Origin of the sequence: Brevibacillus thermoruber 423 (assembly GCF_000454065.1) — a bacterium.
Lineage (GTDB): Bacteria > Bacillota > Bacilli > Brevibacillales > Brevibacillaceae > Brevibacillus > Brevibacillus thermoruber.
On sequence record NZ_KE695649.1, the window covers coordinates 95376 to 109067 of the forward strand.

13 protein-coding genes are annotated in these 13692 nt (G+C 62.0%); 11 read left to right on the plus strand and 2 right to left on the minus strand.

All coding sequences use genetic code 11. From position 1 onward, the window contains the following. Nucleotides 1–45 precede the first annotated feature (45 nt). Entirely contained in the window at nt 46–813 is a 768-nt protein-coding gene (locus tag M516_RS0105400) for a MerR family transcriptional regulator (RefSeq protein WP_029098208.1), read from the plus strand. A gap of 42 nt (nt 814–855) precedes the next feature. On the opposite strand, the gene M516_RS0105405 is transcribed toward M516_RS0105400, so the two are convergent. Further along, on the minus strand, nt 856–1437 hold the full coding sequence (locus tag M516_RS0105405; RefSeq protein WP_029098209.1) for a GNAT family N-acetyltransferase: 582 nt from the start codon (nt 1435–1437) through the stop codon (nt 856–858). A gap of 173 nt (nt 1438–1610) precedes the next feature. Between M516_RS0105405 and M516_RS0105410 the strand changes: the two genes are divergently transcribed. The 3 genes from M516_RS0105410 to M516_RS22785 are packed head-to-tail and all read left to right on the plus strand — an operon-like array spanning nt 1611 to nt 2985. Beyond that, a complete protein-coding gene (locus M516_RS0105410) occupies nt 1611–2189 on the plus strand; it encodes a TetR/AcrR family transcriptional regulator (RefSeq protein ID WP_029098210.1) in 579 nt (192 codons plus the stop codon). Next, nucleotides 2186–2566, plus strand: a complete 381-nt coding sequence (locus tag M516_RS0105415; protein ID WP_029098211.1) for a DMT family transporter — start codon at nt 2186–2188, stop codon at nt 2564–2566. The genes M516_RS0105410 and M516_RS0105415 overlap by 4 nt, the downstream gene beginning before the upstream one ends. After that, nucleotides 2563–2985, plus strand: coding sequence for a YvaD family protein (locus M516_RS22785; protein ID WP_035288989.1), 423 nt, complete (start codon nt 2563–2565; stop codon nt 2983–2985). Before M516_RS0105415 ends, M516_RS22785 begins: the two co-directional genes overlap by 4 nt. A gap of 98 nt (nt 2986–3083) precedes the next feature. Here the strand turns inward: M516_RS22785 and pdxR are convergent, their stop codons facing one another. After that, nucleotides 3084–4484 carry a MocR-like pyridoxine biosynthesis transcription factor PdxR gene (gene pdxR / locus M516_RS0105425; protein WP_029098212.1) on the minus strand — a complete coding sequence of 467 codons (1401 nt, stop codon included), beginning with the start codon at nt 4482–4484 and terminating at the stop codon, nt 3084–3086. A gap of 206 nt (nt 4485–4690) precedes the next feature. On the opposite strand from pdxR, the gene M516_RS0105430 reads away from it, so the two are divergent. The 7 genes from M516_RS0105430 to M516_RS0105460 all read left to right on the plus strand — a co-directional run bounded on the left by M516_RS0105430 (nt 4691) and on the right by M516_RS0105460 (nt 13677). Next, a complete protein-coding gene (locus tag M516_RS0105430; protein ID WP_029098213.1) occupies nt 4691–5653 on the plus strand; it encodes a proline dehydrogenase family protein in 963 nt (320 codons plus the stop codon). A 204-nt stretch (nt 5654–5857) separates the two neighbouring features. Continuing rightward, the gene (locus tag M516_RS0105435) at nt 5858–8227 is read left to right on the plus strand and encodes a DUF7408 domain-containing protein (RefSeq protein WP_029098214.1); all 2370 of its coding nucleotides are present in this window, start codon (nt 5858–5860) and stop codon (nt 8225–8227) included. Beyond that, complete coding sequence (locus M516_RS0105440; RefSeq protein ID WP_029098215.1) at nt 8224–9150, plus strand: ABC transporter ATP-binding protein; 927 nt, start codon at nt 8224–8226, stop codon at nt 9148–9150. The genes M516_RS0105435 and M516_RS0105440 overlap by 4 nt, the downstream gene beginning before the upstream one ends. Further along, nucleotides 9147–10037, plus strand: a complete 891-nt coding sequence (locus M516_RS0105445) for an ABC transporter permease (RefSeq protein WP_029098216.1) — start codon at nt 9147–9149, stop codon at nt 10035–10037. The genes M516_RS0105440 and M516_RS0105445 overlap by 4 nt, the downstream gene beginning before the upstream one ends. Before the next feature lie 6 nt (nt 10038–10043). Next, on the plus strand, nt 10044–11786 hold the full coding sequence (locus M516_RS0105450) for a hypothetical protein (RefSeq protein WP_029098217.1): 1743 nt from the start codon (nt 10044–10046) through the stop codon (nt 11784–11786). A 29-nt stretch (nt 11787–11815) separates the two neighbouring features. Beyond that, complete coding sequence (locus M516_RS0105455) at nt 11816–12799, plus strand: AAA family ATPase (RefSeq protein WP_029098218.1); 984 nt, start codon at nt 11816–11818, stop codon at nt 12797–12799. Next, nucleotides 12796–13677, plus strand: coding sequence for a DUF58 domain-containing protein (locus M516_RS0105460; protein ID WP_029098219.1), 882 nt, complete (start codon nt 12796–12798; stop codon nt 13675–13677). The genes M516_RS0105455 and M516_RS0105460 overlap by 4 nt, the downstream gene beginning before the upstream one ends. Nucleotides 13678–13692: the final 15 nt, after the last annotated feature.

Sequence of the window (13692 nt, forward strand, 5' to 3'; positions counted from 1 at the left end):
CCCTCACGTTGCGTCATAAATTATGATCGAGGTGGAGGTGATGACGTGCCGTACAAGGTGAAGGAAGTAGCCGAACTGGTGGGCGTGAGCGTACGTACACTCCATCACTACGACCAGATCGGGCTGCTGAAACCGGAGTCGATAACCCCGGCCGGATATCGACTGTACACGGACAAGAACCTGGAGAGATTGCAGCAGATTTTGTTTTTTAAAGAGATAGGCTTTCCCCTGCAGGAAATCAAACAGATTTTGGACAGTCCCGGATTTGACCGCACGCAGGCGCTGAGGGCCCACAAACAATTGCTGCTGGAAAAAAAGAAACGGCTGGAAGAGATCATCCGCACCGTGGACAAAACCCTCTCTTCCATTGAAGAAGGAATCGAAATGGACAAACAGGACATGTTTGGCGGTTTTGACATGACAAAGATCAAGGAGCACCAGGAGAAATACGCGGCAGAGGCCAGAGAGAAGTACGGCAAAGCGATCGTCGACGAGACGGAAAAACGGACGAACGCCTACACGGAGAGCGACTGGGCACGCATCATGGGGGAATGGGAAGCCATTACCCGCAAGATCGTCGGCGCCATGGGAAACGGACCGGCCGATCCGCACGTTCAGGAAGGCGTCGCGGAGCTAAGGCAGCATATCACCCGCTACTTCTACGAGTGCACGCCGGAGATTTTCAGGGGGCTGGGTGAGCTGTACGTGGCTGACGAACGCTTTACGGCCAATATCGACAAGTACCGAGAAGGGCTGGCCGCGTTTTTGCGGGAAGCGATTCATCTCTACTGCGACCGCTTGCAAACGAATTGACGGAAATGAGGTTGGGGGATGCCCAACCTCTTTTTGCGGCGACTAAACGTTTTTCTTCAGGTGCTTCGCCCGGTACTCGTGTTCCAGGATGCTCATGATGATCGAGTCGTGATACTGGTGGTTGTAGTACAAGGCTTCGCGCTGCACGCCCTCCCGCTGAAAGCCGAGCTTTTCATAGGCGCGAATGGCCCGCGCGTTGTAGGAGAAGACGTTCAGTTCAATCCGGTGCAGGTTCAAAATCCCGAATCCGTAGTCGAGCAGAAGACGCATGGCTTCCGTGCCCAGCCCCCTGCCCTGGTGTTCCTGGGAGGAGATGGCGATGCGGATATTGGCATTGCGGTTCATGCCGTCGATGTTCTGCAGGGCGATGTCGCCGATCACCTCGTCCGTTTCCCGCAAGGCGATCAACAGCAAGAGCGACGACGGGTCCTGCGTTTTTCCTTCGATGTATCGGTATATTTGTTCACGGGTAAAGCTTTTCTGTGTGCCGGTCAGTCTCCGCACCTCCGGGTGAAACAGCGTCCGGAAATAGAGGTCGGTGTCGTCTAGTCCGATGGGGCGCAAGTACACCCGTTCTCCCTCGAGAAACCGTACAGGCGCAGCGGGGGTGTCCTGAATGTGCATGGGAATCCTCCTGTTTTTTCTCCTAACAATAGCAAAATTGTGCATAGTTGAAAATGTGCGGTTTTGGAAAGGATTGACATACAGCTCGCATTCCTCTACATTTCATGGTGTGAGGAAAATATAAAAAACAAATGATTTTCCTTCGTTTCTATCCAAAAGGAGCTTGATGGTCCATGCAGGAACGCATTGTTCAGGCGGCGATCGAGGAAATTCAGTCCAAAGGCCTCAAATTTACGATGGCGGATCTTGCGCGCCGTGCGGGTATCAGCACGAAGACGCTGTACGGCCATTTTCCGTCCAAGGAAGAGCTGATCCATCACATTATCGAACGGGGAAGCCAGGAAGTGCGGGACGGCATGGAGGCCATCGTGAACCGGCAGGATCTGGATGTGACGGAGAAGCTGCGCCGGCTGCTGGCCTACGTGCCGAGCGGGTTTGGCGGCACCGACCTGCGGTTGTGGTACGAGTTGAAGCGGTATTATCCCGCCCAGTGGGCACTCGTCGACAAGTGCTTTCAGGAAGAGTGGGACCAGGTCCGGGCCGTGTTGGAAGAAGGGATGCGCCAAGGCGTGTTTCGCAGGGTGAACGCAGACATCCTGATTCAGATGTATGTGGGCGCCTGGGAGCAGATGATCAACCGGCAGGCCTCGTCCCGAGACAGGATGACCATTCACGAGGCGCTGGACGCGGTGATCGACATTTTGCTGGGCGGAGTGGTCAGCGCCCGGAAACGTCAGGAGGAGAGCGTATGAGCTGGCTGTATCTAAGTTTGGCCATCTGTTTCGAGGTGGCGGGAACCACGTTCATGAAGCTGTCGAACGGGCTCAGCCGGCCTGTTTTCACCGTGTTGATGTTCGTGTTTTACGTCATCAGCTTTTCGTCTTTAAGCATGGCGCTCAAACAGCTCGAGGTGGGCACGGCATACGCGATCTGGTCGGGAGTGGGGACGGCGGCGATTGCCGTCATCGGCTTTCTGTTTTTCAAGGACGTGCTCACCGTGCAAAAAATCATCGCCATCGTGCTCATCATCGTCGGCTGCGTGATGCTGAACCTGAGCGGCGATGCGCACGGGGGAAGCGCTTCGGCCGGGCCGGAAAGCGGCGTCGCGGTGGAGAACGAGGCCAGATGAAGCGGCTGAAAGGGTTTTTTTGGGCGACTGATCTCAGCTTTCTTCTCTACTGGATCGTCAGCTTTCTCGGACTCATTCCGAAAGAGTACATGTACCAGGACTACACCAACGCCAATCTGGTGGCGTGGAATCTCTCGTTTTTCCCGCTGGATCTGCTCATCTCGATCACCGGATTTGCCAGTCTGTACGCGTATCACAGGAAAAACGGCTGCTGGCGGCCGTTGGCGCTGATCTCGCTGGTGCTGACGTCCTGTTCCGGCCTGCAGGCGATCACCTTTTGGCTGTTGAAAGGGGATTTCGATCCAGTCTGGTGGATTCCCAACCTGTACCTGCTGATCTATCCGCTGTTCTTTCAGCCCCGTTTTCTTCGGGAACAGCCAGTCGTATCGGCTGCGGGCAAGTCTGATCACACCCCGTAAAGGCAGCGTGAGCAGTCGGTTGCTCCGGTTTTTCCCCATACGGTCTTTTCGACCCTCCGGCACCGCTTTATGGCGGTGTCTTTTTTGCTGCCGGCTCGCTAGCCCAGCACCTTCTTCATCCGCCGGACGCCTTCCGCGATGTCCGCTTCCGTCAGATTGCCGTATCCCAGAATGATCTTGTCGTGGTGCCTGCCCTTGACGATGGCGTGCGCTTCCACCGGGTAGACCCGGACCCCGGCGGTTTGGAGGGAGGTCAGCAGTTCAGGCGTAAACGATGTGCCTCGAAAGGCGGCCACGATGTGCAGGCCGGTGGACGAGCCCAGGGTGCTCACCTGTTCGGGAAAGTGGGCATAAAGGGCGTCGCACAGGGCCTGGCGGCGTTTTTTGTACACCTTTTTGACGCGGTTGATCGTTTTCTCCAGGTGGCCTTCTTCCACAAACAGTCCGAGCGCCAACTGATCGAGCGACGGCGTGTGCAGATCGGTGTACCATTTGGCCTCCTGATACCGCTCCACCAGTGCGGGAGGAAGCACCAGGTAGCCCATCCGCAGGGCGGGCGAGAGGATTTTGCTGAACGAACCGACGTAGATCACCCGCTCCTCGGCCAGCCCCTGCAGGGCGTTGATCGGCGGGCTGTCGTAGCGGAACTCGCTGTCGTAATCGTCCTCCACGATGTAGCAGTCGTTGTCCCGCGCGTAACGGATCAACTGAATCCGCCTCTGAATCGGCAGGGTGCCGCCCAGCGGAAACTGATGGGAGGGCGTCACCAGCACGAAGCGGGGAAATTTGCCGGAGGGAAGGCAGTCGGTCATCATGCCCTGTTCGTCCACGGGGATCGGGTGCAGGACAGCCCCCGCCGAGGAAAAAATCGTCTGGATGTCGAGGGTGATCGGGTCCTCCAGCAGGACGGAGCAGCCGGGAGAGAGAAGCACCTTGGCAATCAGGGACAGCGCCTGGGTCGCTCCCGACGTGATGACGATCTGTTCCGGCCGGCACTGGACACCGCGTGTGCGGTACAGGTAACGGCTGAGAATGCGGCGCAGTTCCGCCCGTCCCTCGGGGCGGCCGTAACCGAGGGCGGAGAGCGGCGCTTCCCGACAGGCGCGCTGGACGACTTTGGCCCAAACGTCGCGCGGAAAGTGGTCCAGCGCCGGGACGCCGGAACGAAAGTCGATCACGCCATCATCGCTGTCGCGGTCAATCGCCGTCCATGCACGTTCGCTCCCCGCGGCATCCGCGGCGGGGGCGTCGAGGCGGATGCCGGGGGCCACAAAATGGCCGGAGCCGCGCCTGCTTTCCAGATAGCCTTCCGCCAACAGCAGGTCGTACGCCTCCAGGACGACGTTGCGGGAAATGCGCAACTCTTCTGACAGCTTGCGGGTGGACGGCAGCTTGTCGCCGGCAGAAAGTTCTCCCCGCAGGATTTTGGCCCGGATGTCCGTGTACACCTGCCGAATCAACGGGACCGGTTTGGAACGGTTGAGAGAAATCCACAGCAAGAGAAGACACCTCCTTTTTTCGACGGGATCCGAACGCAAAACGCCCGCTGACCTCCTGATCCAGCGGGATTGCGTTCCGCGATAGAACAATCAGCTTTGCCATATCGAAAGTGGTCCTGTCCGCATCGCGGGGAAGTGGACCTAACCGAAGTCAGCATAGCATGTTATGGTGGCAGTGGAAAGTACGGCAAAAGGAGTGGTCCATCATGACTGCAGAGCAGCAATTGGCGGCGGACGCGCTTCGGACGTTTGCCCGCGATGAACGGCTGAAGGCGCATGTGCTCGATTCTCCCCTGTTTTACCGGATGCTGTCGGCTGCGGCGAAGCGCTACGTGGTGGGAGAAACGAGGGATGAGGCGGTGGCCGTGGCTCGTAGGCTGAGCGGCCGGGGGTACCGGATTTCGCTCGAATACATCGGCGAAAACACCCGGGAACGGGAGGAATGCATACGGGCCAAAGAAGAGTTTGCTGCGCTGATTGGCGAGGCGGGCCGGCAGGGACTGACGGCGGACATCTGCTTCGATCTGTCGCACATCGGCTTGACGGCCGACGAGGAGATGGCGTTTGCCCACGCCGACGAGCTGGCCTTTCTGGCGGGCCAAAGCGGTCAATCCCTGATGGTGAGCATGGAGGAATCGGACAAGACGGAAGCGATTTGGAAGCTGTACGAACGGCTGGCCGTCCGGCACGGAAACGTCGGCATTACCGTGCAGGCCCACCTGCACCGCTCCCTCGCCGATTTGCCCCGGCTGCTGGAGCTGACGGGAAAGATCCGGCTCGTCAAAGGGGCGTTCAAGGAACCGCAGTCGATCGCTCTGCCCCGCGGCCGCGAACTGAACGAGCGGTACGTGCGGATGATAGAGGCGTGCGTCGGGGCAGGTCATCCATGCTCCATTGCCACTCACGATGAAGCGATCATCCGCATCGCGCAGGAGAGGGGCTATTTCGCCCTGCCGCATGTGGAGGCGGAGATGCTCTACGGCATTCGCCCCGAATTGGCGAAAGCGGCCAGACAGTGGGGAGCCGCCACACGCCTGTATGTCACGTACGGCAGGGAATGGTACCTGTATCTGTGCCACCGTCTGGCCGAACATCTGCCCAACCTGTATACCGCTTTGGCCGACATGGCAGATCCAGCCCGGCTGCAGCGCGATCCGTACGAAAACTGACCGTGCCAGGGGACGCTGCGGCAGCGTCGATCAGCCATGCGCTTGTGTGGGTCACCCCCCGGGGTGGCCTTTTGCGCGTTGGCAGGCGAATAAAGTTTGAATGTTTTGACAACCGACAATTGCAAAAGAACTTGTAGCCTTTTGTCGATTTCATACGTCATTACAGGTAAACGACAAGAATTTGTTCGTGGAGGTTATGCAGGAATGAATACGGCGAAGTCCAAGCACTGGCTGCTGCACATGTGCGTCTGCCTGCTGCTGTTGGCCGGACTGCCCGACAGCCGGGCGGCAACGGCGCAGGCGGAGGCGGCTGTCCAACTGAGCGTCACGGCCGGCATCGGCGGTGACTACAAGGAAGCGGGCATGGTCCCGGTTCAGGTGACGGTCAGCAACGGCGGAGCGGATGTGGAAGGCAATCTGGTCGTAGCCGCCAACGGCGGAAACGGCGACGATTTTTCCGTGGGGTACTACCAGCCCGTCTCCGTGGCCAAAGGAGCGACCAAGCAGGTAACGATCACCGTACGGGGAGACGAGATCGGCCCCCACACATACGTGGCCCTGATGCAAGGCGATGACATCGTGGCCAAAACGTCGATCGGCGGGAGACGGCACAGTCCGGACACGCTGTTCGTGGGCGTGCTGGCGGCCGACCCGGACACGGCCAACTTCCTCGGGGCGATGCCCCAAACGGCCTTTCCCAATCCGGTGCGGGTCGTGCCGATGAAGGCGGAGCAGTTCCCGGCGGCAAAGGTGCAGTTGGAGATGATCGACATCCTGGTACTGAACAATTTCGCCCTGGACGGGTTAAACGGCCAGCAGGTGCAGGCCATACGCGACTGGACGGCGTCGGGCGGCATGCTCGTGCTGGCCGGCGGTGCCCACTACAACAAGACGGCGGGGGCGCTCGCCGATCTTTCGCCGGTGGAGGTAACCGGCGTTACCAGCCTTGCGACCTTGTCCAGCCTGGCCGTGGAGAAAAACAAGCCGCTTGTGCTGGAGAAGCCGTTTACGGTCAGCACGGCAAATCTGAAAACAGGCAGCGTAATCTATGCGGAGGGCGGCGTTCCGCTGATGGCGGTCCGCTCGCTGGGTGAGGGCAAAGTGCTGTACGTAGCCTACGACCTGGCAGAAGAGCCGGTGGCAAGCTGGAGCGGCAACGGCCGTTTCTGGGCGGAAGCGCTGACCAGGGCGTTTGGCGCAGCGCTGCAGCGGACAGACCTCGATCCCATGAACGACATGTGGGGGTTGAGCGAAGCCGCCGACCGGATTCCCGCCCTGCAACTGCCGGACGTGAAGTGGATGGCGCTGTTTTTTGGCTGCTACGCGCTGCTGGCGGGGCCGGTCTTCTTTTACCTGCTGCGCCGCAAGCGAAAGCAGGGCTACATGTGGGTGGCCGTTCCGGTGTTTGCCGTCATCACCGGCGCCGGCATTTTTTCGTACGGCGCGCTGCAGCGGGGGACAGGCGCGCTCGTGCATCAAACCGGAATCATCCAGATGCAGGGGGACGGACAGGCGCGGATCAAGGCGGTCACGGCGCTGTTTGTGCCGACAAGCGGCGACTATGAGCTGGAAGTGAAGGGCGGCGGCAAGGTGTGGCCGATTCTGTACCGCTACGGCGATGAAGCGTCGCCCCAGGCGTGGGTCTCGATGCAGTCGGACCGGACGCTCGTGCAGTTCCGCGACGTCGAGTTTTGGTCCATGCGCAAAGTGGGGACGGAGCAGGTCGTCACCGATGCCGGTTCGTTTGTGTCCGATCTCGTCTACGCCGACGGCGCTCTGAAAGGGACGGTGACCAACAAGACAAAGTATGCGCTGCGGGACGTCGCCATCGTCTCGGGCAGCCAGGTGCAAAAGGTTCCCGAACTGGCGCCCGGATCGAGCGTTCAGGTCAACCTGCCGTTCAATCCGGCACAAACAGGCAGTACCGTCCTTCCGTACAGAAACAACCGCGTGTTTCTCCCTCCGCATGTGGATGCGCACAACCCGTATGAAACCAGCCGGGAGGGCGTGATGATCAACGAGCTGGAGCAGGGCAAAGGCTTCCAGCCCGCATCGCTCATGCTCGTCGGCTGGACGCGGACCCCCGCGGTGGAGACGGACGTGAAGAACAGGCGGTTTCAGGCGGACAGCCTGACGCTGGTGACGCAGCCGCTGTCGCTGAAGCCCTCCCCGGACGGCTATGTCGTTTACCCGGCCGGAACGATTGTGCCGGTAAAAACGGGCAGTTCGGTGAAGGTGGAAGACCAGGGCGACGGGTACATGATGCAGGCGGGCGACATCACGCTTGACTTCCCGATCGAACCCGGGGAAAAACGGCTGAAGATCACGAACATTTACCTCTACACCTGGTCGAACGACAATACGCGGTTTGACAAGCAGGTGTACAACTGGAAGACCCATTCGTTTGACCCGTTCGACAAGGCGTTTGCCAACAACACGATGACCGGGGACAAGACGCCGGTGTACCTCTCGCCCGATGGCACGCTCCGGATCAGGTTTTCGCACGGGTATAACGATTACCGCCACCTCGGCATCCCGGTGATCAGCGTGGAAGGAAAGGTGATGCGTCCATGATCCAGATCAATCGGCTGGTCAAGCGATACGGCAAAACGGAGGCGTTGAAAGGACTGACGCTGGAGATTGAGAAGGGCACCGTGTTCGGCTTCGTCGGCCCGAACGGAGCCGGCAAGTCGACGACGATGGCCATCCTGGCCACCCTGCTGGAGCCGACCAGCGGCCAGGCGTACGTCGGCGGATACGAAGTGACGAAGCAGCCGCGTGAAGTGCGCAGGCTGATCGGCTACATGCCCGATTTTTTCGGGGTGTACGACAATTTGACGGCGGAGGAGTACCTGGACTTCTACGGAGCCAACTACGACATCCCCGCCCAGGAGCGCCGGCAGATCATTCCGCAATTGCTGGAGCTGGTCAATCTGAGCCACAAGCGGGACGCGTACGTCGACTCGCTGTCGCGGGGGATGAAGCAGCGCTTGGGATTGGCCCGCTGCCTCGTGCACAACCCGGAAGTGCTGATCCTCGACGAACCGGCTTCCGGCCTGGACCCCAGGGCCCGGATCGAGCTGCGCGAAATTTTGAAAGAGCTGCGCGACATGGGCAAGACGATCATTATCAGCTCGCACATCCTGCCGGAGCTGGCGGAGATGTGCGACGTGATCGGCATCATCGAGGAAGGCAGCCTGGTCGCGTTTGGCAGAGTGGACGAGATTTACGCGAAGATGCAGGAAAAGCGGGTGCTGCGCATCCGCCTGCTGGACCGCGTGGAGGAAGCGATGACCCGGCTGCGTGAAGTGCCGACCGTGTCGGGCGTCACCCGGGAAGGCAACTGGGTGGTCGCCGGTTTTACGGGAAACGACGAACAGCAGGTGGAGCTGCTGCGCGAATTGGCCGTGGCGGGTCTGCCGGTGGCCGCGTTCAACGAGGCGCAGGGCAATCTGGAAGAGATCTTTTTGGAAATCACGAAGGGGGTGGGATCATGAACCTCTTGCAGCGACTGCGCAACCCCGTGCTTGTAAACGAGTGGAAACTGCGGATGCGGACGCGCCGTTCCCCGTGGATCATCACATTTTACCTGCTGGTGCTGGGCGGGGTGACGCTGACGTTTATCTACCTGATGACGGGGGGCGGCGGCCACTACAACCCGAACCGCTCGCGGGAACTGTTCATGGTGCTCTCGATCCTGCAGCTGGCGATGATTTGTTTTGTCGTGCCGGGGCTGACGGCAGGGGTGATTTCCGGCGAGCGGGAGCGGCAGACGCTGAGCATTTTGCTGACGACCAACATCAGCGCGACCAAGCTGATTGTGGGCAAATGGCTGGCGTCGCTCAGCTTCATGACGTTTCTCGTGTTCGCCACCATCCCGCTGTACGCGATCGTCTTTTTGTACGGCGGCATCTCTCCCGCCCAACTGCTGAAGGTGTTCGGCTTTTACCTGATCACCATGCTGGGATTGGGCAGCGTCGGGGTGCTGATCTCGACGCTGATCAAACGGACGGGAATCGCCACGGTGCTGAGCTACGCGGTCGTCTTCGGGTACGCCGCGGGCACCAGCATCCTGGCCGAGGTGATCCGCGAGTTCATCCGCTACCAGCGGCGGGTGTACTATTCGACCGGTGCGCCGATGCCGCTGTGGCCTGACCTGCTGCACAGCATCAATCCGCTGTTCGGGATGCTGGGCATCTTTAACGAGGGGCCGGTTCAGGATCTGCGCAGGGTGATCAGCAACCGGTTCTCGCTCGTGAGCGTGGACCCGTTCTGGCTGTACGTCCTCTTTCTGGCGTTCGTCACCGTGGTCTGCCTGGCGCTGGCCGTTTACCTGATCAAGCCGGTGCGACCCCGTTTGCGAAAAGCGGCTGGTGAGGAGTGATGGGTCGTGTCCACCCGGCAACAGAAAGATGAGCTGCTCGCGCTGCTCCGGCCGATCCGCAGGCGGCTGACCGTCCGGGAGCTGGTGCTAAGGCTCGCGGCGGGCGTCCTGTGGGGGCTGGGGGGAAGCCTGCTGGTTCTCCTCATCGCCCGCCTTGTGCCCATCCCGTCCTACAAGGCGATCGCGGCCGCCGTCTGCCTGCTCGCAGTGGCGGCGGGAGCGGCCGTCGCCTTCGTTCGCCGTCCGGACGAGAGAGAGTGCGCGCTGCTGGCCGACCGTCAGGGGCTGGCGGAGCGGGTCGTGACGGCGCTGGAACACCGCGAAAACACGTCGCCGCTTGCCGCCGCGCAGCGGGAGGACGCCGTTCGCCGCCTGCGCGAGGCGCTGCCGCGGGTGCTGGAGAGCATCCCCGTCCTGCCTGATGCAAAACGGCCTGCGTACGCGGCAGGATGCCTGCTTTCTCTTTGTCTCCTGCTGCTCTTCTGGCCCAACCCGCAGGATGAAAGGCTGGCTCGGCTGGCCCAGGAGCGGGAGGCGCAGGCAGCGGCACAGGAGGCGGTGGCGAAGCTGGAACAGGAGGCCAAAGCCGCCGAGGGCTTGAGCGACGCGCAGAAAAAGCAGCTGGAAGAGATACTGGCGCAGGCCAAAAAGGCGCTGGCGGAGGCGGACAGTCAGACCGAACGGCTCCAGGCGCTGAAGACGGCGGAAAAGCGGTTGGATCGATGGAAACAGGCCGAACAGGCGAAACAGGCGGCGCTGCAGCGTCTGCGGCAGTCGCTGGAGCAGCATCCGGGGCTGCGGCAGGCGGCGGCGTCTCTGAGCAGCGGGGACCGGCAGGCGCTGGTGGAAGCGCTGCGCCAGTCGGCCAAAGCCGTGGAGGCGCTGTCCGCCAAAGAGCGGGAAGCTCTCGCCGGGCAGCTGCAGAAAGCGGCGGAACAGTTGGCCCAGGCCGCCGATGCTGCCGGGGCGGAAGACGCGGCCCGGACGGCGGAGCAGTTGAAGCAGGTGGCTGAGCAGTTGGCCCAGGGCAGCGTGCAGCCGGCCATGGCATTGCTGCAATCCGGCCTGCTGCAGGCCATGCAGCAGGGGGCACAGGCCCAGCAGGGAGCGCTGCTGGCGGCGCAGGCGATGGCCGCGCTGCAGCAGTCGCAGATGATGGTGGCGGCGGCCGGTTCCTCGTCAGGCAGCGGCGGCCAGGCGGGGATGGGCTCCGGCACGGGAACAGGGGGAATGGCAGGCGCGGGACCGGCAGTTCCCGCCTCCGGGGCCGCGGGGACAGCTTCCTCGGGAGCAGGCTCCCGGCAGGGCCAAGGGACACCCGCAGACGGAGGAGCAGGCAGCGCAGGCGGAAACAGCCAAGCAGGGGCGGGAAACGGTTCTGGAGCGGGCAATGGCTCCGGGAACGGGGCGGGCTCCGGCAGCGGTGCCGGAGCGGGGGCAGGTTCCGGCCAGGGCGGCGTCCAGGGCCCGGGTGCGGGTCTAGGCGCAGGCAGCCATGAACTGGTGACCGTCCCATCGCCCCGCATCGGCGCAGAAGGGCCGACCGATACCGTGGGCGGGCCGCTCGGAGCCGGTCCCTCCCAATCCCGGGCAAGCACCACGACACAGGTGTCGTCGGGGGGAGCCCGGCCGTATGAAGAGGTATACGGCCAGTACGCGGCGTTTGCCCGCGAGAGCCTGGAAAAAGGGAAAATTCCGGGCGATTACCAGGACGCGGTCAAAGCGTATTTCAGCAGTATCGAACCGTAACGGATAACGTGAAGCAAGGAGACGTGGCGATGACACAACATGCAGTGGAAGAGTGCCTCAGCCGGGTGGAACGGGTGAGGCAGGAGATCGGAAAAGTGCTGGTGGGGCAAAAAGACGTGGTGGAGCAGCTGCTCTGGGCGGTTTTTGCCGGCGGCCACGCGCTGCTGGAGGGCGTGCCCGGGCTGGGCAAGACGCTTTTGGTGAAGACGCTGGCGCAGGCGTTCGAACTGTCGTTTCAGCGGATTCAGTTCACCCCCGACCTGATGCCCACCGACATCACGGGGACCAACATCCTGCGCGTGGACGAAACGGGGCGGCAGTCGTTCCAGTTTCAACCAGGCCCCGTCTTCGCCCACGTCGTGCTGGCTGACGAGATCAACCGCGCGACGCCGAAGACGCAGAGCGCGCTTCTGGAGGCGATGCAGGAGCGGACCGTCTCGGCGGGCGGTACCACCCGGCCGCTTCCGGAGCCGTTTTTCGTGCTGGCGACGCAAAACCCGCTGGAGCAGGAAGGGACCTACCCGCTGCCGGAAGCGCAGATGGACCGGTTCCTGATCAAGATCGACGTGCCGTTTCCCAGCGAGGACGAACTGAGGGAGATCGTCTTGCGGACGACGGCGGGACAGCCGGCGGCGGTGGAAAAGGTGGCGTCCGCCCGGGAGATCGCCGACATCCAGCAGGCGGCGCGGGACATCCTGGTGGCTGATCCGGTGCTGCGCTACGCGGTCAAACTGCTGCTGGCCACCCATCCCGGCGAGCGGGCGGTGGAGTCGGTCAACCGGTACGTCCGTTCCGGGGCGGGACCGCGCGGCGTGCAGGCGATGGTGGCGCTGGCCAAGGTGCGTGCCCTGCTGGCCGGCCGCTACAACCTGGCCTACGAGGACATCGACGCGGTCGCGCTGCCGGCGCTCAGGCACCGCGTGTTTCTCAACTTTGAAGGAGAGGCAAACGGCATCCGCCCCGACCGGATTATCGGCGACATCCTGGCCGCGCTGGAGAAGGAAAAGGCATGAGCGGGCAGTTGTTGGACCCGGCGTGGCTAAGCCGGCTGGAGCGGATGCAGGTGTTGAGCAGGCGGATGGCGAGCGGCACCCACGCGGGCAAACGGCGTTCCAAACAGTCGGGCAGCTCGCTGGAATTTGCCGATTACCGGCCGTACGCCCCAGGAGACGATCTGCGGCAGTTGGACTGGAACGCCTACGCCCGATCGGGAAAGCTGTTCTTGAAAAAATTTCTCGATGAGCAGGAGCTGCACGTGACGCTGTACATCGACTGCAGCCGGTCGATGGCCTACGGGGAGACCCGGAAGCTGGAGCGGGCGGCGCAGTTGGCAGCCGCGCTGGGCTACATCTCGCTCTGCCACCTCGACTACGTGTCGGTGTACGCCTTTGACCGGGACGTGACGGCGTCGCTGTGCAATCTGCAGGGGAAACACAAGGCGGCCCACCTGCTCTCCTTTTTGTCCGGGCTGCAGGCGGGCGGGACCGGTGACATCAACCGGGCGCTCCGCTCACCGGGCGCGGTGCGGGGCAAACCGGGCATCTCCATCGTCTTGTCCGATTTTCTGTTTGAAACGGGTTATGAAGCGGGCATCGCCTATCTGCAGGCTGCCCGGCAGGAGGTCGCGCTGGTCCAGGTATTGGCGCGGGACGAGCTGGAGCCATCGTACGAGGGAGAGCGGCGGCTGATCGACAGCGAGACGCGGCAGTTCAAAGAGGTGTCGCTTACCCGGCCGCTCGTCGACCAGTACAGACAGACCGTGCGGGACTATCAGGCGGAGCTGGCCGGTTTCGCCTACCGACGGGGCATCGCCTGCACAGCGGTGGAGGCGGAAGCGCCGCTGGAGCAAATCGTCTTTCGGGTGTTCCGGCAGGCGGGGATGATTCGGTAGAGAGGAGGAGAAGGC